Source organism: Yoonia sp. MH D7, from assembly GCF_054439475.1.
Window position 1 is genome coordinate 1,076,265 of sequence record NZ_JBTJCF010000001.1, and the last position, 19,226, is coordinate 1,095,490.

Annotated in this window: 23 protein-coding genes; 13 read left to right on the top strand and 10 right to left on the bottom strand. The window is 54.7% G+C overall.

Annotated elements, in window-relative coordinates; genetic code table 11:
* Positions 1 to 35: 35 nt before the first annotated feature.
* From ACXLHR_RS05295 to ACXLHR_RS05315, 5 genes are read left to right on the top strand one after another with little or no spacing between them, the layout of a single operon-like run.
* On the top strand, positions 36 to 275 hold the full coding sequence (locus ACXLHR_RS05295) for a hypothetical protein (RefSeq protein ID WP_458790484.1): 240 nt from the start codon (positions 36 to 38) through the stop codon (positions 273 to 275).
* A complete protein-coding gene (locus tag ACXLHR_RS05300; protein ID WP_458790485.1) occupies positions 272 to 433 on the top strand; it encodes a hypothetical protein in 162 nt (53 codons plus the stop codon). The genes ACXLHR_RS05295 and ACXLHR_RS05300 overlap by 4 nt, the downstream gene beginning before the upstream one ends.
* Positions 434 to 443: 10 nt before the next feature.
* Positions 444 to 1,316 (top strand): ABC transporter permease, encoded by an 873-nt coding sequence (locus ACXLHR_RS05305; protein WP_458790486.1) that lies wholly within the window; start codon positions 444 to 446, stop codon positions 1,314 to 1,316.
* The gene (locus tag ACXLHR_RS05310; RefSeq protein ID WP_458790487.1) at positions 1,313 to 2,113 is read left to right on the top strand and encodes an ABC transporter permease; all 801 of its coding nucleotides are present in this window, start codon (positions 1,313 to 1,315) and stop codon (positions 2,111 to 2,113) included. The genes ACXLHR_RS05305 and ACXLHR_RS05310 overlap by 4 nt, the downstream gene beginning before the upstream one ends.
* The gene (locus tag ACXLHR_RS05315) at positions 2,110 to 3,192 is read left to right on the top strand and encodes an ABC transporter ATP-binding protein (RefSeq protein ID WP_458790488.1); all 1,083 of its coding nucleotides are present in this window, start codon (positions 2,110 to 2,112) and stop codon (positions 3,190 to 3,192) included. Before ACXLHR_RS05310 ends, ACXLHR_RS05315 begins: the two co-directional genes overlap by 4 nt.
* Here ACXLHR_RS05315 and ACXLHR_RS05320 read toward each other — a convergent pair.
* Genes ACXLHR_RS05320 through ACXLHR_RS05345 form a run of 6 tightly spaced genes read right to left on the bottom strand, consistent with a single transcriptional unit; the run spans position 3,189 to position 8,045 of the window.
* Entirely contained in the window at positions 3,189 to 3,701 is a 513-nt protein-coding gene (locus tag ACXLHR_RS05320) for an acyloxyacyl hydrolase (RefSeq protein WP_458790489.1), read from the bottom strand. The two genes, ACXLHR_RS05315 and ACXLHR_RS05320, sit on opposite strands and share 4 nt — an antisense overlap.
* A 9-nt stretch (positions 3,702 to 3,710) precedes the next feature.
* On the bottom strand, positions 3,711 to 4,328 hold the full coding sequence (locus ACXLHR_RS05325) for a TetR/AcrR family transcriptional regulator (protein ID WP_458790490.1): 618 nt from the start codon (positions 4,326 to 4,328) through the stop codon (positions 3,711 to 3,713).
* Positions 4,321 to 5,190 carry a polyphosphate kinase 2 gene (gene ppk2 / locus ACXLHR_RS05330; RefSeq protein WP_458790491.1) on the bottom strand — a complete coding sequence of 290 codons (870 nt, stop codon included), beginning with the start codon at positions 5,188 to 5,190 and terminating at the stop codon, positions 4,321 to 4,323. Before ppk2 ends, ACXLHR_RS05325 begins: the two co-directional genes overlap by 8 nt.
* A gap of 46 nt (positions 5,191 to 5,236) precedes the next feature.
* A complete protein-coding gene (locus tag ACXLHR_RS05335; protein WP_458790492.1) occupies positions 5,237 to 6,235 on the bottom strand; it encodes an alpha/beta fold hydrolase in 999 nt (332 codons plus the stop codon).
* Complete coding sequence (metA, locus tag ACXLHR_RS05340) at positions 6,219 to 7,136, bottom strand: homoserine O-acetyltransferase MetA (protein WP_458790493.1); 918 nt, start codon at positions 7,134 to 7,136, stop codon at positions 6,219 to 6,221. Before metA ends, ACXLHR_RS05335 begins: the two co-directional genes overlap by 17 nt.
* A 42-nt stretch (positions 7,137 to 7,178) precedes the next feature.
* A complete protein-coding gene (locus ACXLHR_RS05345) occupies positions 7,179 to 8,045 on the bottom strand; it encodes an ATPase (RefSeq protein ID WP_458790494.1) in 867 nt (288 codons plus the stop codon).
* A 114-nt stretch (positions 8,046 to 8,159) separates the two neighbouring features.
* Between ACXLHR_RS05345 and ACXLHR_RS05350 the strand changes: the two genes are divergently transcribed.
* Both ACXLHR_RS05350 and ACXLHR_RS05355 read left to right on the top strand, forming a co-directional pair.
* Positions 8,160 to 8,549 (top strand): hypothetical protein, encoded by a 390-nt coding sequence (locus ACXLHR_RS05350; protein ID WP_458790495.1) that lies wholly within the window; start codon positions 8,160 to 8,162, stop codon positions 8,547 to 8,549.
* Positions 8,550 to 8,570: 21 nt separating this feature from the next.
* Positions 8,571 to 8,948, top strand: coding sequence for a hypothetical protein (locus tag ACXLHR_RS05355; protein ID WP_458790496.1), 378 nt, complete (start codon positions 8,571 to 8,573; stop codon positions 8,946 to 8,948).
* Between the two features lie 38 nt (positions 8,949 to 8,986).
* Here ACXLHR_RS05355 and mnmA read toward each other — a convergent pair whose 3' ends face one another.
* On the bottom strand, positions 8,987 to 10,126 hold the full coding sequence (gene mnmA / locus ACXLHR_RS05360; protein WP_458792472.1) for a tRNA 2-thiouridine(34) synthase MnmA: 1,140 nt from the start codon (positions 10,124 to 10,126) through the stop codon (positions 8,987 to 8,989).
* 132 nt (positions 10,127 to 10,258) lie between these two features.
* On the opposite strand from mnmA, the gene sciP reads away from it, so the two are divergent.
* From sciP to ACXLHR_RS05385, 5 genes are all read left to right on the top strand, one after another.
* The gene (gene sciP, locus ACXLHR_RS05365) at positions 10,259 to 10,537 is read left to right on the top strand and encodes a CtrA inhibitor SciP (protein WP_458790497.1); all 279 of its coding nucleotides are present in this window, start codon (positions 10,259 to 10,261) and stop codon (positions 10,535 to 10,537) included.
* A 92-nt stretch (positions 10,538 to 10,629) separates the two neighbouring features.
* Positions 10,630 to 11,343: a response regulator transcription factor CtrA gene (gene ctrA / locus ACXLHR_RS05370; protein WP_458790498.1), complete on the top strand. Its 714-nt coding sequence runs from the start codon at positions 10,630 to 10,632 to the stop codon at positions 11,341 to 11,343.
* Between the two features lie 115 nt (positions 11,344 to 11,458).
* On the top strand, positions 11,459 to 13,600 hold the full coding sequence (ligA, locus tag ACXLHR_RS05375; RefSeq protein WP_458790499.1) for an NAD-dependent DNA ligase LigA: 2,142 nt from the start codon (positions 11,459 to 11,461) through the stop codon (positions 13,598 to 13,600).
* Positions 13,597 to 15,687 carry an ATP-dependent DNA helicase RecG gene (gene recG / locus ACXLHR_RS05380; protein ID WP_458790500.1) on the top strand — a complete coding sequence of 697 codons (2,091 nt, stop codon included), beginning with the start codon at positions 13,597 to 13,599 and terminating at the stop codon, positions 15,685 to 15,687. The genes ligA and recG overlap by 4 nt, the downstream gene beginning before the upstream one ends.
* Before the next feature lie 103 nt (positions 15,688 to 15,790).
* Positions 15,791 to 15,913 carry a hypothetical protein gene (locus ACXLHR_RS05385; RefSeq protein WP_458790501.1) on the top strand — a complete coding sequence of 41 codons (123 nt, stop codon included), beginning with the start codon at positions 15,791 to 15,793 and terminating at the stop codon, positions 15,911 to 15,913.
* 175 nt (positions 15,914 to 16,088) lie between these two features.
* On the opposite strand, the gene ACXLHR_RS05390 is transcribed toward ACXLHR_RS05385, so the two are convergent.
* Positions 16,089 to 16,511, bottom strand: a complete 423-nt coding sequence (locus tag ACXLHR_RS05390; protein ID WP_458792473.1) for an iron-sulfur cluster assembly scaffold protein — start codon at positions 16,509 to 16,511, stop codon at positions 16,089 to 16,091.
* A gap of 86 nt (positions 16,512 to 16,597) precedes the next feature.
* On the opposite strand from ACXLHR_RS05390, the gene hisI reads away from it, so the two are divergent.
* The gene (hisI, locus tag ACXLHR_RS05395) at positions 16,598 to 16,978 is read left to right on the top strand and encodes a phosphoribosyl-AMP cyclohydrolase (protein ID WP_458790502.1); all 381 of its coding nucleotides are present in this window, start codon (positions 16,598 to 16,600) and stop codon (positions 16,976 to 16,978) included.
* On the opposite strand, the gene gluQRS is transcribed toward hisI, so the two are convergent.
* On the bottom strand, positions 16,947 to 17,840 hold the full coding sequence (gene gluQRS / locus ACXLHR_RS05400; RefSeq protein WP_458790503.1) for a tRNA glutamyl-Q(34) synthetase GluQRS: 894 nt from the start codon (positions 17,838 to 17,840) through the stop codon (positions 16,947 to 16,949). The two genes, hisI and gluQRS, sit on opposite strands and share 32 nt — an antisense overlap.
* Positions 17,837 to 19,180 (bottom strand): methylenetetrahydrofolate--tRNA-(uracil(54)-C(5))-methyltransferase (FADH(2)-oxidizing) TrmFO, encoded by a 1,344-nt coding sequence (gene trmFO / locus ACXLHR_RS05405; RefSeq protein WP_458790504.1) that lies wholly within the window; start codon positions 19,178 to 19,180, stop codon positions 17,837 to 17,839. Before trmFO ends, gluQRS begins: the two co-directional genes overlap by 4 nt.
* Positions 19,181 to 19,226 lie beyond the last annotated feature (46 nt).

Below are 19,226 nucleotides of genomic sequence, written 5' to 3' on the forward strand. Positions count from 1 at the left end.
TTACGAACTTGTTTTTGGGAAGAGGGCGGCCAGCAATGGCTGCCCTTTTTCTGTTTCTGGGGGGGAGCGAGTTGTCTTTCCCCGCTTATTTTGAAGAAACTGATCTGGCCGTAACTGAACAGCTGATTACGCGGTTCCGACTGGACAATCTCATCGTACAGACCGCCGAGGCGTTGATCGCAAACCCGTTGCTGGTAGCGGTGGTACCGGATCGGGTGATCAGGCTATGCTGGTATCCTTCCAAAGCGGTGGATCATCAACAGGTGGCGACATGAAATTCGACACCGTGCAGCTGCATGATACGATCCATTTTCTGCATGATGAAACGTCAAAGCACGGTCAAACCCGCCTCGACACACGTATGGCGGGCAAAAAAGCTGAAATAATGCGGCCGATAATCTTTTGCATCTTGCACTTTTCGGCCACGCAGTGAAGATCGACCCATGTGGAAAAAACTGACAGCGACAGAGGGACGACGCGGGCTACTGATGGTTAGTCCGCCGTTGATCTATGCGCTGCTGCTTTTGGCGTTCCCTTTGGGCGCAATTGTTATGTTCAGTTTCTGGACGCAGGACTTTATGAATGTCGATACGACATTCACTCTCAACAACTACCGCGAGATTGCCGAGAAACCGATCTACTTTGCGCTCTTGCAGCGGTCGCTCTTTGTCTCTGGCGTGGTCACTCTCGTCACGGTGCTGCTGGCGTTTCCGATGGCATATTTCGTGTCTTTTCATGTACCTGCACACCGAAAGTCGTTGTGGCTGTTTCTGATCACGATCCCGTTCTGGACCAGCTATCTGATCCGTGTTTTCCTATGGAAAGTCATCTTGGGCTATAACGGCGTGATCAATTCGGGGCTGCTGAGCGTCGGGATTATCGACGAGCCGCTGACCTTCATTTTGTATAACGTAAACGCGGTCATCATCACGCTGGCCCACGCATTTGCACCTTTTGCGATCCTGCCGATCTTTGTGGCCTTGGAGAAAATCGACCGCTCGCTGCTTGAGGCGTCTCAAGATCTTGGCGAAAGTAAGTTCACCACCTTCTTCCGTGTCACCTTGCCGCTGGCCATGCCGGGTGTGGTGGCTGCTGTGTTGATCGTGTTCATCCCAACAATCGGCGACTATGTGACACCCGAACTGATGGGCGGCGCAGGCGGCAAGCTGATTGCAAACATGATCCAGACGCAGTTTTTGGCACTTAATAACGCACCGCTCGGGGCGGCGCTGGCCATTGTTGCCATGCTTTGCGTCACTGCCATCAGCCTGATTTTTGTGCTGCTGAACCGCCGTTGGCTGCGAGGTCGATCATGAGCCTACGAATCTACGCCATTGCCTATCTGATCTTTCTTTACGCGCCGATTGTGCTGCTGCCGATCTTTGCATTCAACGATGCGACGATTATCGCATTTCCCCTGACAGGGTTCACAACCGAATGGTTTGCCGAGCTGAGCCAAACCAAAGCAATGCACACTGCCGTGCAAAACTCGCTGTTCATCGCGGTCATCACTTCGCTTTTATCAACAATCCTCGGGGTTTGCGCGGCGCGGGCAGGGGCAATGTACAACTTCCCCCTCAAGCGCGGCATCTTGGGTCTGGTCATGTTACCCTTGGTCCTGCCCGAAATTATCGTCGCGGTCTCGCTTCTGATCGTGGTGGTGCAAATCCTTGATCTGGGCCTGTCAAACTGGACAGTTATCGCGGCGCATGTGCTGATATGCACACCGTTTAGCATCGCGATCCTGAACGGAGCATTCCAGAACCTTGACCCCAGCATGGAAGAAGCGGCGATGGATCTTGGCGAAAGCCGCTTGTCCGCATTCCGCCTCGTGACCCTGCCGCTGGTCATGCCGGGCATTATCTCGTCAATGCTTATCGCCTTCACCATTAGTCTGGACGAATTCATCATCGCCTTCTTCCTGACTGGCGCAAACCCGACGATGCCGGTTTATATCTGGGGCCTGTTACGCTTTCCGTCCTCGTTACCAATCGTTATGGCCTTGGGCACAATTCTGGTCGCGCTGTCGATCATCCTACTGACATTTGCAGAAATTATGCGTCGTCGCGGCCTCGCCCGTGCAGGGGTGCGCGACAAAGGGGGCTTCCTGTGACCGACCTAATTTCACTGACCGGCGTGAACAAATACTACGGCGATTACCACGCGCTGCGCGACATCGACCTGACGATTAAAGAAGGGGAGTTCTTTTCGTTACTGGGCCCGTCGGGCTGTGGCAAAACTACATTGCTGCGCACAATTGCGGGCTTTGAAGGCGTCTCTAGCGGTGCCGTCATGATCGGCGGCAAAGACATGGCGAACGTGCCCGCTAACATGCGCCCCACCAATATGGTGTTCCAATCCTACGCGATTTTTCCGCACCTGACCGTGGGTGAAAATGTGGCCTTTGGCCTGCGCAAACGCAAAATGGACAAGCTGGAAAAATTCCAAGCTGTCGAGCAAGCTCTTGATATGGTTGGCCTCAAAGGGTTCGGAGACCGTCAGGCCCATGCACTGTCTGGCGGGCAACGTCAGCGTGTCGCACTGGCCCGCGCGCTGATTCTCAAACCAAACGTGCTGCTGCTCGACGAACCGCTGTCGGCGCTCGACAAAAAGATGCGCGAGCAAATGCAGGTCGAGTTGATGCAATTGCAGCGCCACGTCGGCATCACCTTCATTCTGGTCACCCACGATCAGGAAGAAGCACTGGTCATGTCAGACCGGATTGCTGTGATGTTTGAGGGCGAAATCGGTCAACTTGCCGACCCTGAAACGCTATACCGCCGCCCCAACAGCCGCCGCGTAGCTGAATTCATCGGTAAAATGAATTTTCTCGATGCCAATGTCATTTCGGTCGACGACAAAATCAAGGTGGATGTGGCAGGGCTTGGCATGTGCACGGCTGAACTGGAGCAGGCGCCTTCAGGCATCGACATTGGTCGGTCTAAAGTGGGCATTCGCCCTGAAACCCTTGGCATCCTGTTTGACGGCGAAACAACCGCGCGCGAAACCATCGCAGGTGTGGTGGATGAAGTCGTCTACTACGGTGATATGACCTATTACGATGTGCGCATTGACGGCGTTGCCAGTACGCTGAATATCGCCATGAAAAACCTGATCGGGCGGCCGGTTCTGGATGTCGGCGCGAAAACCTCCGTGGTTTGGGATGCGCGTTCGCTGGTCTTGCTGCCTTAAAACGGCACCGCAATCCGCAACGAGATTGTTTCTAACCCGGGGTTCAGCTTTTGGGTGTCCGCGTTTGACCTGTGATCGTAGGCCGCAAGCAGCGTCACCCCGTTGCTAAACTCGTAACCGAGGCCGAGTGCAGAGCGGAACTGCAACGCGCCACCGATGTCAGGCCCGTCACCACGTTTGAAATAACCCGGCATTAACGAGGCTTCTACAAACAGCGGCCCGTCGATCAGGTCCTGTGTCGTCCATTTTGCACCAGCACCAATCCAGACATCGCCCATATCTGACAGCGCCGCGCCGAAGGTCGGCTGGAACGGGCCGTAACTGGTGCCATAGTCATAGCCGACCATGACTTCATGTCCGACTTGCATCTTGTTGAAATCAATCTGTGCCACCTGAAATGTCAGACGTGTTGCATCCTGCGCTGGCGCTAAGCATCCCGTTTTACAATCCGTCAGGGCCATGTCCGTCAGGCTCGCTACCAAGAATATCGCCGCTAGTGTTCCGTCCATAATGCTATCCTATGTGTCAGGGGCGACGAGGCCTAAGCCGCGTAAATAAATTCCGATGCCGCTTTCCAGCAGGTCCTCGGGGGGAAACGGTGATTTTGTGCCGGGGCTGCCGCGTGCAAATAACTCTACTACACCGTGCGACAACGCCCAGATATGCGCCGAGAACATCTGCGGTGGCGGGCGTCTCTCGGAAGGAATATGCTGGCTTAGCGCGAGTGCGGCGGTTTCAAATACTCCCATGGCGCGTGTTGCTGCGGCATGCAAGGCAGGGGTGCGCTGCATCGAAATGCCGCTCTCGAACATCGCCACATAATGCCCCGGGAATTTGTTGGCAAAGACCAGATAGGCACGACCCGTCGCTGAAAATGCCGCCAGATCGGACGGTTTTCCGCCTGCATAAGCTTTTTCCATCATCTCGCCAAAGATTTCGTAGCCTTGCAATGCAGCCTCGGCGATCAGGTCTTCGCGACCTTCAAAGTGTCGGTAAACAGCGGCAGGTGTCACGCCCGCTTCACGCGCGGCCTCTGACAAGGTAAATCCGGTCGGGCCGCGTTTTTCGATCAAAGACAGGCAGCCAGCAACTAAAGCCTCGCGCAGATTGCCGTGATGATACCCGCGCTTAACCATGCCACACGTCAGAGCCGTCCACGACCAAGGGATCAACCGCGCCTAGCCCGTCGTCATTTCGGCCGGTGTAATCCAACGGAGTCAAAACCGAGCGGATCACATTCAATCGCGCACGGCGCTTGTCGTCGGATTTCACAACGGTCCAAGGCGCGTCGTCGGCATCTGTGCGGGTCAATGTCTCTGCGATGGCGGTTGTATAGGCGTCCCATTTTGATAGCCCTGCGACGTCGATCCAGGATAGTTTCCACTGTTTGAGCGGATCTTCCTCGCGGTCCAAAAACCGTTTCAATTGTGTGGCTTGCCCGACATTTAGCCAGATCTTGAACAGCTTGATCCCGTCATCTACCAGCAGCTTTTCAAAGGCATTCACTTGGGAAAACCATTTTTCGCGCTCGGCATCGGTGCAAAACTCGAAGACGTGTTCTACAACGCCGCGATTGTACCAACTGCGGTCAAACAACACGATCTCGCCCGCACTTGGCATGTGATCAATGTAGCGCTGGAAATACCATTGGCTCGCCTCACTCTCGGTCGGCTTGGATAGCGCCACAACATGGGCATGGCGCGGGTTCAGATTCTCGCGGAATCGCGCAATGGTGCCACCTTTACCCGCCGCATCGCGGCCCTCAAAGACCACCACAATGCGCGCGCCCGTTTCAATCGCCCATGCCTGCATCCGCACCAGCTCTACCTGAAGCGCCTCGATCTCGCTTTCGTAGGCGTCCCGGTCCATGCGTTTTTTATACGGATAGTCGGCGTTGAGAATATCGTTCTTACGCGCATCCTTGATCGCCGCCTTCACCTTTGCGGGCGCTGCCTCGTTGTAGAATTTGCTGATGCCGCCGTCAAAAGGCAAGTCCATGGGTCTATCCTCGTTTGCTTGCGCTCACTATGCGCAACGCTGCGCCTTAGCGCAATCCGGCGCGACCCGCCGCACGGTCAATCGCTGCGATTGCGGCCTCGGGATCAACATGATGCGGCATATGTCCGACACCCTGCATTTCGGTCAGACGGGCAGAAGGTACGATGTCGCGGAACGGTCGTGCATGCACGTCAATCGGCACCGTGGTGTCAGCAGTGCCATGCAGGATCTCGATTGGCAACGTCAGCTGCGGATAAAGCAACTTCATTTCTGACACATGCGGGTGGGCGGTATTGACCTGCCGCACATTAGCGCGGAAATTTTCGGGCCTTAACGTCAATCTCGCACCGATATGTGCGGCGTAGCCTTCGGGCGCAGGGTCGGGCGCAAAGGTGCTTTCAACCACCGATGCAATCTGCGCATCGGTCGCAATCGCCGAGATCACGGGAATAGCCACCAGACCGCCAAATGCGCTGCCATTGATGGTATAATAAGCGCCCAAATCATCAGGCCACGGCATCATGACACCTGCAAATGAAACCACCGCTTTGGCGTTCACCGGGCTTTGCGCCTCCAGTCCCGCTGTGGCCCAGGCCAAGGCGACAATCCCGCCAAAACTATGACCTGCCACAACCGGATCTTTGATGCCGATTTTTGCAGCGGCTTCGCGTAGCATCTTTGCTTGATCTTGCGGGCTGTCGCCCTCGGTGGCTGTCGGCCCGACGGCGATACCAGGCACGCGGTCAGTGTAGCCAAGCCCAGGTCTGTCAAAGGCAGTGACAGTGTAGCGCTCGCTTAAAATATCAAACAAATCAAAGGTATAATCGCGCAAGTTGCCGCCCGCGCCGTGCAGCAAAACCAACTCAGGACCGGACCCTGCACGCAAATAATGCACACGCCCGCCCGTTACCTCGACGAACGCACCCACGGGTGGAAACGCGGCTTCTACCGCGGCAGTGCGCGCGGCAGATGTGCACCCTGCCAGCACAGCACCGATGCCAAGCGTTAGCGTCGAGAATTGGAGAATTTTAAGTACCGATTTCATCAATATCATACTTTGTTGTCTGGTAGATCTCATTGATCCAGTTACCATACAATAGATGCGCGTGACTGCGCCAGCGGTTGGTCGGCGGCTTTGACGGGTCGTCGTTTGGATAGTAATTTTGCGGTACGTTAATTGGCGTGCCTTCACTCACATCGCGGTCGTATTCCTGCTTGAGTGTGCCACTGTCATATTCAAAATGGTTAAAGATATAAAGCGCACGGTGGCCCGCATCTTCAACCAAAGCAGGTCCAGAATCTTCGCTTGTAATCAATGTCTTAAGACCCGTCGCTAATGCGATATCATCTTGCCGCATTTCGGTCCAGCGGCTGACGGGGATCACAAATTCGTCTGAAAATCCGCGCAAATATTGCGAAGCCTGTGCCGTTACATGGTGCTTGAAACAGCCAAACACCTTGTGGTCTGTCAGATGCTTTGGCACGCCGTGAAAATAATTAATCATCGCCATGCCGCCCCAGCACACGCCAAACGTGGAATGTACATTGGTCTGGGTCCAGTCGAACACGCGGGTCAACTCGTCCCAATAAGTCACGTCATGGAAATCCAGATGCTCGATCGGCGCACCTGTGATAATCAATCCGTCAAATTTTTGGTCGCGGACCTCGTCAAACGTTTGGTAAAATTCTTCCATATGCTCTGCGGCGGTGTTCTTGGTTTTATGTTCGGACATGCGAATGAGCGTCAGTTCGATCTGCAGTGGCGTGGCGCCGATCAGTCGCGCAAACTGGTTCTCGGTCTGGATTTTCTTGGGCATCAGATTCAATAGCCCGATCCGTAACGGTCGGATATCTTGATGGCCGGCTTGATCCGGATCCATCACCATCACACCCTCGCGCGTCAGCACGTCGTAGGCGGGCAGGGAGGCTGGGATCTTGATGGGCATATGACTGGTCCTAATGTCGTCGCTTGAGGTGTTGAGGTAGCGCTATTGGTTCCGCATCTCAAGGGCGTCCGCGATCATGTTCACAAACCCGTCAGAATCTTTGACCTTTGCCACAGCGTCCATTGGAATGGTCAGCCCCCAACGGTCGGCCATCGCCTTGTAGCGCGGCTGACGGTGCGCGAGTGCTTTGGCAAAAGCCCAACGGATAAAGTCGTCTGGGTTCACTTGATCGGGCTGCGTGTTGAACTCTGCCAAATACGCTTGCCACGTCTGCAACAAAAATACCGGATCATAAGACATCGGCTTGGGTTCACGGTCAAAACGGCGGACCAGTTCTGCGGTATGTGCATCGGACCCTTCAATCCAGACCATCAAGGTCTTGGACGCCAGTTCTGTCATGATCGGATCATCAGGGTCATTCACCTCAACCCACTCACAAATCGACCCGCCCGTATCACAGATGAAATGCCGATACTGATACAGATCATAGGCGCGATCAATGAAATGGCCGGTGTCATAAAGTGCCGCAATCTCGGCCTTCTGAAACTGACCCTGACGGCGGGTATATTCGTCCCATGCCAAACCACCCGCATCAACACTGCCGGGTTTGCCCAGATACGACGACATCGGCTTGAGATCATCAAACGAGATATTCGACCCGATATAAATACTGTCAGAGCGCAACAAATCGCGCAAAAAAGGCACCTTCATCGCCTCACGCTTGGCATTATCCGCAATCAACTCGCCCATATAGCGCGTGCCAATCCGGTAATCGATCGAGTAATGGAACCAGTCGCCCTGCGCACGCACGAGGTTGGACAGATACGTCTTTCCAAGGCCTGACATCGCGAAGAGCAGAACACGTTTATGCGACGCGTCGCGCCAGTCAGATGCGGTTTTGTATATCATGTGCGTAGGGATAGTGGTGGATTGGATGGGTTTCCAGCCAAAATGTTTTTTGGTTTGCATTACTAAAGCTTGGTAGCACAACTAGATCAATAAAAACTTTAATGGGTGATGTTCATGACTAAGAAATCTGACGGGCATTTAAGACGAGATAGCAAAGGACTACCAACTCGCAAAGACATTGCCCATATTAGGATCGATCATGAGAAAAATCTTCAAATTATAATTAAAAAGAATATGTTGATTAATCAGATTCAACGCGATGGACCGAAAATAGCAAGGTCGTTTGATCGACTAACTAAAACCGAAATCGAAAAATGCAGTGAACTCGTAGCAAGATGCTCTGGTATTCTATTAGAACATCTTCCAAGTGTGGATGATAAAGGTTCAAAAGCAACTTCGGCGCGGCTATTATCAAGCGCTATAAATTCATTTATTGCAAGTATTGAGGTCGCACGTCACGGTTACCCGAGGCAATATGGTGCATTAGCGCGGATGGTTGTTTAAACCTTGGCCATTGTGCTTGTCTTGGCTACGAAAGAAGATGCGTTAGCCAAGTTTTACGCTAATGACCTACCTTCGAGTAAATGTGTAACTTGGGCTAGCAAATCAATTTCAGAGATAGGGAAGATGTGGGGCTTTTTCAGCAACGAATTTGTTCACATCGGAACAGGTCATGCTTCACTTGAGATGCCTATCCCTTATTTGAAAAACGACGACACGTTAGGATTTGTAAAGCACTCGATTGTGTCCGTTGCGTTCTTTCTGAGTATGATCACAGAACTCGTATTTGCCGATGAAATTTCACATCTCCAGTATTGGAAACCAGAGTCTGGAGGGTACACTTTTGATCCAAAATATGAAGTTATAGAATGGCTGGAACGGCAGTTTCCAAATGGGGAATAGTGATGTGCCTACATTAGCAATCCGAGCTAATTAACCACTCAATACCCCCGCCAAATCCAACCGCCACCCAGCACACGACTGCTCTCAGGATCATAAAACACACAAGCCTGACCCGGCGACACACCTTCTTCGGCGACCAGCAACTCTACTTCCGCTTCGGTATCCGAAATAGGCCGCAGGATCGCTTCAATTGGCGGCTTGGTCGAGCGCACCTTTACCGAAATCTGGCGCTCACCACCCGCGAGAAACCCGTCGTCACCCAGCCAGTTAATCTCGCGCAGTGGCACCATACGCGTGGCCAGCATCGCCTTTGGCCCCACGATCACATGGCGTTTATCCACGTCCAACCGCACGACATATAGCGGATCAGCCAAACCGCCGATGCCCAGTCCGCGCCGCTGCCCAATCGTATAATGGATCACGCCCGTATGGGCGCCCAAGACATTGCCCTCAACGTCCACGATATCGCCAGGCTCCGCCGCACCGGGGCGCAGTTTCTCGATCACCGCCGCGTAATTCCCGTCAGGCACAAAGCAGATGTCCTGACTGTCCGGCTTATCCGCGACACTCAATCCATACTTCACCGCCAACGCGCGGGTTTCTTCTTTGGACTTCAGATGCCCAAGTGGAAACCGCAAATATGCCAACTGTTCGGGCGTGGTCGAGAATAAAAAATAGCTTTGATCCTTGGTCGGATCCGCCGCCGAATGTAGCTCTGCACCACGATCGCCGACAAACCGCTGGATATAGTGCCCGGTCGCCATGCAATCGGCCTCCAGATCCTTGGCGGTGTTCAACAGGTCCTTAAACTTTACCCGCTCGTTACACCGAATACATGGCACAGGGGTCGCACCCGCCAAATAACTATCGGCAAACTCGTCCATTACCGCCTCTTTGAACGTGTTCTCGTAATCCAGGACGTAATGCGGAAAGCCCATTTCTTCGGCCACACGGCGCGCATCATGGATATCGCGCCCTGCACAACAAGCACCTTTTTTGGCCAACGCCGCCCCGTGGTCATATAACTGCAACGTCACACCAACCACATCGTAGCCTTCTTCAGCCAGTTGCGCCGCCACAACAGAGCTATCCACGCCACCAGACATCGCCACCACCACACGTGTCTGCGCAGGCGTTTTAGCGAATCCAAGCGAGTTTAGGGGCTGGTCAAGGCTCATCATTCTATCCAATCGTGAAACATTTGTTCGAAATATAGGTAAATCCTATGAATGAACAAGGCGCAGCTACACCTCTCATTAAGGCTGCCACCGCATAACTGTCTTGGGACGACCTGAAAAGGGAAGAGAGAGATGTATTTGAAAAAAGTAGAAGGGCCGCGGTCAGTCACGTTGTCAGACGGAACAATCATGACGCGTGCGGACCTGCCTTCACCCGATACGCGCCGATGGGTTGCGTCAAGAAAGGCCATGGTTGTTAAGGCGGTGACCGCTGGATTGCTGACTCGCGAATCGGCGAAAATTACCTACGCTCTATCGGAAGAAGAATTTTTGGAATGGGAAACTGCGGTAAAACAACACGGAATTGGGGCGCTGAGAGCCACAGCCCTAAAACGGTATAGACAACCCTAGGTAGGAAAGACAAAGTTAATTCACGTCGTTAAACTACAATTAACCATTCGGCGCATAAGGTGCTTTCATCAGAGAGACAGCGGAGAAACTAAATGCGTGTATTGTTGGTAGAAGACGACCCTACAACCTCAAAGAGCATCGAATTGATGTTAACCCATGCGAATCTAAACGTTTATGCGACGGATTTGGGGGAGGAAGGGATCGATCTGGCGAAGTTGTATGATTACGATCTGATCCTCCTTGATCTTAACTTGCCAGATATGAATGGGCACGAAGTGCTGCGGCAACTGCGACTTAGCCGTATTGATACGCCGATTTTGATTCTATCTGGCGACGATGACACCGACGCTAAACTCAAAGGGTTTGGCTTTGGCGCGGACGACTATATGACCAAACCGTTCCACCGCGAAGAACTCGTGGCGCGCATTCATGCGATTATTCGCCGCTCGAAAGGCCATGCGCAGTCGATCATCAAAACCGGCCGTATTGACGTCAACCTTGACGCCAAAACTGTCGCGGTGGGTGGGCTAACCGTGCATTTGACGGGCAAAGAGTATCAAATGCTGGAATTGTTAAGCCTGCGCAAAGGCACAACATTAACAAAAGAGATGTTCCTGAACCATCTTTACGGCGGGATGGACGAGCCAGAACTGAAAATCATCGACGTGTTTATTTGCAAGCTGCGCAAAAAACTTGCAGAGGCAACCAGCGGTGACAACTATATCGAAACCGTTTGGGGCCGCGGCTACGTCCTGCGCGATCCACAACCGGTCGCCAACGCAGAAAAAATCGCCGTCAGCGCATAGCGTCGCATCGCGTTTTTCTGATCCGCAGGGGGCTACGCACTTTACCTCCTGCGTGACACTGCTAAAACTTAAGCATGGCCGCATCTATTTGCGGTCATTTGCTTGGAGGAAAGCCGTGACGCGTGCGAACTTAACTGACACTGCAACCAAAGCCATTGATGACCTGTCAGCCACCGATGCCGCACAAGAACTTGCGCGCTTGTCGGTTATCCTCATGCAAGCCAATAATGATTATCACGGTGCAGACGCACCCGCGATTGATGACGCAACCTACGATGCTCTCAAACGCCGCAATCAGGGGATCGAAGCCCGCTTTCCAAAATTGAAACAAGCCGATAGTCCCTCCGATCACGTCGGAGCCGCACCCGTAGACGGATTTGGCAAAGTCGAACATGCGCAAGCCATGCTCAGCCTCGGCAACGCATTTACCGACGACGATATTGTCGAGTTTGACGAACGCCTGCGCAAATTTCTCGGTCTCGCAGCAGATGCCCCACTCATCTACACAGCCGAGCCAAAAATCGACGGGCTCTCGCTCTCGCTGCGTTATGAGGACGGCAAACTCACCCAAGCGGCAACCCGTGGCGATGGCGCGTTTGGTGAAAACGTGACCGCAAACGCGCGGACGATCGCCGACATCCCACACGAAATCCACGGTGCGCCCGCAGTTCTCGAAGTGCGCGGCGAAGTTTACATGAGCGCCGCAGACTTTGCCGCGCTTAATGAAAAGCAAACGGCAATCGGCGGCAAAACCTTCGCAAATCCACGCAACGCCGCCGCAGGGTCATTGCGCCAACTTGACCCTGCAATCACCAAAGCACGCCCGCTGAAATTCTTCGCCTATGCTTGGGGCGAACTTTCGACCGCACTTGCGGACAAGCAATTTGGCGCAATCATGGCCTTGCAACATTTCGGCTTCCAAACGAACCCGCTGACCAAAAAATGCGCGTCACCTGCCGAGATGATCGCGCATTACCAAGACATCGAAACGCAACGCGCCACTTTGGGCTATGACATCGACGGCGTGGTTTACAAAGTTGACGACCTTGAATTGCAAAAACGCCTCGGTTTTCGCAGCACCACACCACGCTGGGCGATTGCCCATAAATTCCCCGCCGAACTTGCTTGGACAACCCTGACAGGCATCGACATTCAGGTGGGGCGCACCGGCGCATTGTCACCTGTGGCGCGACTGGCTCCTGTGACCGTCGGCGGCGTCGTCGTCTCAAACGCAACCTTGCACAACGAAGATTACATCGCAGGCATCGGCGGCGACGGCAACGACATCCGTGGCGGGCGCGACATTCGTATCGGCGATTGGGTGCAAATCTACCGCGCGGGCGACGTGATTCCAAAAATTAAAGACGTCGACATCTCGCGACGCAAAACCGGATCAGAGCCCTACGTATTCCGCACAACATGCCCCGAATGCGATTCACCTGCGCCGCGCGAAAAGGGTGACGCGGTGCGCCGCTGCACTGGTGGGCTGATTTGCCCCGCCCAAGCAGTCGAACGGCTCAAGCATTTCGTCAGTCGCGGCGCATTTGATATCGACGGTCTTGGCGCAAAACAGGTCGAACAGCTCTACACCGACGGCTGGATCAAAACCCCCGCTGACATTTTCACCCTACAATCGCGCTATGGCCAAGGCCTACAACAGCTTAAAAACCGCGAGGGCTGGGGCGAAAAATCCGCTCAAAAGGTCTTTGATGCCATTGAGGATAAACGCAAAATCCCGTTGCGCAAACTCATCTTTGGCCTTGGCATCCGGCATGTCGGTGACACGAATGCAGGCCTGATCGCACGGCATTACGGCACTTGGGCCACCTTGGAAAACGCCCTGACATCCGCTCAGATCGGAACCGGCACCGCGTGGGACGACCTGATTGGTGTCGATGGCGTAGGCGAAGTTATGGCCACATCCCTGATTAGCGCGTTCCAAAATGGCGCCGAGCGCGCATCAATCGACGAACTCGTAGCCCAGCTGACCGTGCAAAACGCAGTCACCGCAACTGCAAACGATAGTCCCGTCGCGGGCAAAATCGTGGTATTCACCGGCACCTTGGAAAAGATGAGCCGCGCCGAAGCCAAAGCCCGCGCCGAAAGCCTTGGCGCGAAAGTTTCTAGCGCGATCAGCGCGAAAACGGATATCCTTGTCGCAGGCCCCGGCGCAGGATCCAAAGCCACAAAAGCCGCGAACCTTGGCATTCTCACCATCGATGAGGACGCATGGCTCGCGATGATTGACGGATTATGAACGGCCGCCCCGAAACACTTTTCCCGTTATTCGCTGCCCTGACAAATCTCGACGGGATCGGCCCCAAAACGGCGCAAATCCTTGAAGCCGCAGGTATTTCCCGCCCGCGTGACCTGCTGATGACGCTGCCGGTGTCGGGCGTTGATCGCGGCCAACGGGCCAGTATCCGCGACGTGGTTCCGCCCGCCGTGGTAACGGTCGAGGTCACGATCGGCGAACATTACCCGCCAAGCACACGCAGTCGACCCCACCGCGTGCATGTCACCGACAGCGAAACCACGTTTCAATTGGTGTTTTTCCACGCGCGCGGCGATTATCTGACCAAACAACTTCCGACGGGTCAGAAACGCATCGTTTCGGGCAAGATCGAGGCCTTCGATACCATCGCCCAAATGGTGCACCCCGACCACATCTTGCGGGTAGAGGACGCGGGCGACATTCCCGCCTTTGAACCGGTCTATCCGCTTCACGCTGGCATCACGCAAAAACTAATGTGGAAAGGCACCCGCAGTGCGCTTGGCCTTGCGCCTGATTTGCCCGAATGGATTGATCCTGCTTTGAAATCCCAACACGGCTGGCCTTCGTGGCAACAGGCCCTGCGCGACGCCCACACGCCGGAAGCCACAACCGATCTGTCGGCTCATGCAAAAGCCCGCGAGCGATTGGCCTACGACGAGTTTTTTGCGCATCAAATGACATTGGCCTTGGCTCGCGCCGTTTTAAGACGTGGCAAAGGCACGGCGTCCAAAGCCACAGGCGCCTTGCAAACCAAGGTGCTGGCAGCACTGCCTTACGATCCGACCGGCGCCCAGAGCCGCGCAGTTTCCGAGATTGCCGCTGATCTGGCAACGCCGCTGCGCATGAACCGTTTGCTGCAAGGCGATGTCGGATCCGGGAAAACGCTGGTCGCACTCATGGCGCTTTTGGCGGTGGTCGAGGCAGGCGGGCAGGGCGTCATGATGGCCCCGACCGAAATTCTGGCGCGGCAACATCTTGACGGATTGCAACCTTTGGCCGCCAGCGCAGGCGTGGTTTTGGACCTTTTGACAGGTCGCGATAAGGGCACCGAGCGCGCAAAAAAACTGGAACGCCTCGCCAATGGTGAAATTCAAATCCTCGTTGGCACTCATGCCGTGTTCCAAAAAGGCGTTGAGTTCAAAGATCTTAGGCTTGCCGTGATTGACGAGCAACATCGGTTTGGCGTGGCACAGCGCATGGAACTCGGGGCCAAAGGCCGCGCCGTCGACGTGTTGGTCATGACCGCGACCCCGATCCCGCGCAGCCTTGCCTTGGCACAATACGGCGATATGGACGTGTCGGTTCTGGATGAGAAACCACCCGGACGCACGCCAGTGCAAACCGCACTCGTATCTACAAAACGCATGGACGAAGTCATCACAAAGCTGCGCCACGCGGTTAACGAAGGCCGCCAAGCCTATTGGGTGTGCCCATTGGTCGAAGAAAGCGAATTCCTCGACATGACCGCCGCCGAAGAGCGGTTCAAACGCCTGCGCGCGACGTTGGGCGAAGGGGTCGTAGGCCTCGTTCACGGCCAAATGCCACCCGCCGAAAAAGACGCAGCAATGGCGCGGTTTGTGTCGGGCGAAACCAAGGTGCTGGTCGCAACTACGGTGATCGAGGTCGGCGTCAACGTGCCAAACGCGTCCATCATGATGATCGAGCGCGCCGAAACATTTGGACTTGCTCAGTTGCACCAACTGCGTGGCAGGGTCGGGCGCGGGTCCGCCGCGTCCAGTTGCCTGCTTCTCTTTCAGGAACCATTGTCGGTAACAGGACGGCGCCGTCTGGAAATCCTGCGCGAAACCGAAGACGGGTTCAAAATATCCGAAGAAGACCTTGCTATGCGCGGCGCTGGCGACGTGATTGGCACCGCACAATCGGGCGTGCCACGATTCCGCATTGCAGACATGGAACGCCAAGCATCGCTGATGCAGATTGCCCAAACCGACGCGCGAAACTTGCTGTTGCTCGACCCAAAACTGGTTTCTCCACGAGGGCAGGCGGCAAGGACCGCTCTTTGGCTGATGGAACAGGACAAAGCAATCCGTTTAATATCAGTTGGTTAGAAATTAAGTTAACGATTTGTTCTCTTATGTTCTCATTTGTTCTTTACAGGTCATTAACCTTATGGAACAAAGGGGAAACAACAAAACATAAGGGAGCAAATCAATGGCTAAAGAGATTAAAACGGTTATCTACCGGTCACGCGATACCATTCTTGGCGATGCCCTTGGTGCTGCTGCTTTACTTGTGATGTTGTTTGTCGGCCTGTCCTTGCCCGGGATGGTCTGACCTGCCCAGCGAATACGGCATCCGGTCCGTCCCATTGTCTTGTCCCACCTTGCAATGAACGACCTGCCTGTCAAAATCCGATGTGGGGGCCTTGCCTCTCCCCTTGGATCATAGGACTGGATGCCGCATCGCAAATATCTACGCCGCCATCCTGTCCTGGATGTGCGGCGTTTTTTTATACGTGGCTGGCGGCAATCGCATCCAAAGTGGCATCAAAGGCCAACATGATCGAGGCATGACGGTTCTTATAGTCCTGCGCTGGTTCCAAAACGCCCAGTCCCTCAAACGGGGGCAATGGCATCGGCCCCGCGCCCTTCAGCATGGCTTGCATCTGATCGCGTCCGGTCTGCACCTGCGCAGGGGTCAGCCCCACAACAACGCTGCCCACAACGGACGCCGCAGCTTGGCCCAATGCACAGGCTTTCACGTCTTGACCATAATCAACAATCACCCCGTTTGCGAGCTGCACATCAACAGTCACCGCGGACCCACACAGTGGCGCACGCTTTTTCGCCGTCCCTGAAGGTGCCGCCAATCGCTCGGTGCGCGGCATGTCGGCCGCCAGTGCCAAAATGCGCTGCGAGTATAATTTCATCATCTCGATTTTATCTGTCACCGCATTTGCCCTTTTGTCGTCTTGGCCTTAGATAGTTCGCAACACCGCAAATGCAAAGGTCCGCACAGATGTCTTTTGATCCCACCACCCTCAAATTCAACGAGGCAGGGCTGATCCCCGCGATTGCCCAAGATGCAGCTTCGGGCGAGGTTCTTATGATGGCATGGATGAATGTCGAGAGCATCCAGCGCACTCTGGATAGTGGCGAAGTCACCTATTGGTCGCGTTCCCGTCAAGAATTCTGGGTCAAAGGTGCCACCAGCGGCCACACGCAGCAGCTTGTCGATTTCAAATTCGACTGCGACCGTGACTGCATTCTCGTAGAAGTAAACCAGACTGGCGCCGCCTGTCACACAGGCCGCCGCAACTGTTTTTACACCGCTGTCCGCCACGGCACCGAAGTCGAAATCGCCAAACCTATGGGTCAGGAAGACCCACCAAGCGTCTGATATCATTGGGGGTTGCCCCCTCGACGCGGTATTTCGACAAGGCCCGCGCATCGTCACGCTTGGCCAACCGCTTGCCATTTTCGTCGCGGATCAATCCGTGATGATGATAGATAGGCGTCGGCAACCGGAATATCCGCTGCAGGATCACATGGATCTTGGTCGCCTCAAACAGATCAGCGCCGCGCACCACATGGGTAATCCCTTGCGCCGCATCATCCAGCACCACAGACAGATGGTATGACGTGCCCATATCGCGCCGCGCCAGCACGACATCACCGATGGTTTTGATCACCTCGTCGGCCGTGAAACTAATCAGCCCCGTTTCACCGTTGGGTCCGTGACCCGTTTCGGTAAACGAAATAATCTTTCCGGCCTCATGAATTTCACCTGCCATATTCGCTGCGCGGTCCATCCATAGCCGCAGGGCGGCGTCGGTCGGCATGTCAGGGCCAATCGCCAAGCCACGATTCTCGCGGCAGGTGCCAGGGTAGATAATCCCGTCAGGCCCCATCACCGGATCTGCGCCTTCTTGCGGGGCGCTGGCGGCGTCTAGAACATCGCGCCGACTGCATGAACACGCGAACACATATTGCCGCCTCCACAGGTTTTGCAGGCGCGCATGATAGACATCCAAACGATCCGATTGACGCATAACCGGCGTCGGCCACCATAGGCCAAGCCATTGAAGATCATCGTAAATTTGCGTTTCCCATGCGGGGCGTGCGCGCGACTGATCAATGTCTTCGATGCGGAGCAAAAACTCGCCGCCGGCCGCCATTGCCATGTCATACGCAAGCAGCGCAGAATAGGCGTGGCCCAAGTGAAGTGGGCCAGTTGGCGAGGGGGCGAAGCGAGTGATCATGCCAGCTTGGTAAGCCAGTCTTGCCAGTCGATTTTGGCGCGATCCGTATAACCCTTATAGCGATCCTTACGACCACGCCGGCCTGATTTCATGCCTTCCAACGGCGGAAATAGACCAAAGTTTACGTTCATCGGTTGGAATGTTTTGGCAGCCGCACCACCTGTGATGTGCGACACAAGTGCGCCCATGGCCGTTGTATCTGGCACCTGTGCAACGTCAATACCACGCATTTCAGCCACCGCCAGACGCCCTGCAAGCAGTCCCATTGCGGAGCTCTCGACATAGCCTTCGACACCAGTGATCTGTCCCGCAAAGCGGATATTGGGCCGAGATTTCAATCGCATTTGCCCGTCCAGCAGGGTTGGTGAGTTGATAAAGCTGTTGCGGTGGATGCCGCCGAGCCGCGCAAATTCGGCGTCTTCAAGCGCAGGAATCGTTTTAAAAACAGCCTTTTGCGCGCCATACTTCATCTTGGTTTGAAAACCGACGATATTGTAAAGCGTTCCCAGCGCGTTATCGCGGCGCAGTTGCACCACGGCATAGGCTTTGGTTTCAGGATCATGCGTGTTGGTCAGGCCAACCGGTTTCATCGGGCCAAATCGTAGGGTTTCGCGGCCACGTTCAGCCATGACTTCGATAGGAAGGCATCCGTCGAAATATCCGGCCGTTTCGCCCTCTTTAAACTCTGTTTTATCAGCTGCAAGTAAAGCATCTATGAACGCCTCGTATTGCTCTTTGTTCATCGGGCAATTGAGGTAGGCGGTCTGCTCTTCAACGGTTTCGCCTTTGTCGTAGCGCGATTGCATCCATGCGACGTCCATGTTGATGCTATCGTGGTAAACGATGGGGGCAATTGCGTCGAAAAATGCCAATGCTTCGGCGCCAGTTTCAGCGGCGATTGCTTCTGCTAAGGCGCCGGATGTGAGCGGGCCTGTGGCGATTATCCAGTGTCCGTCGGTGGGCAGTGATGTGATTTCATCGTATGAAATCTGTATGTTAGGGTGTGATGTTAAGGCGGCTGTCACGCTTTGCGCAAAGGGGTCGCGGTCCACGGCCAGCGCACCACCTGCGGGTATGCGGTGTTTTTCTGCAGTCGCCATAATCAGACCGTCAGCTTTGCGCATTTCCCAATGCAAAAGACCCACGGCGTTTTGTTCGTCATCGTCAGAGCGGAATGAGTTAGAACAGACCATTTCTCCAAGGAATTCAGTACGATGCGCGAAGGTCTTCACCTTCGGGCGCATCTCGTGGATCACCACCTTAACGCCTGCATTTGCTGCCTGCCAAGCGGCCTCTGAGCCGGCCATACCGCCGCCGATGATGTTGAGAATATCTGTCATGTGACCCGTTTTTATGTCAAAAGGCGGGGCTTGAAGGCCCCGCCAA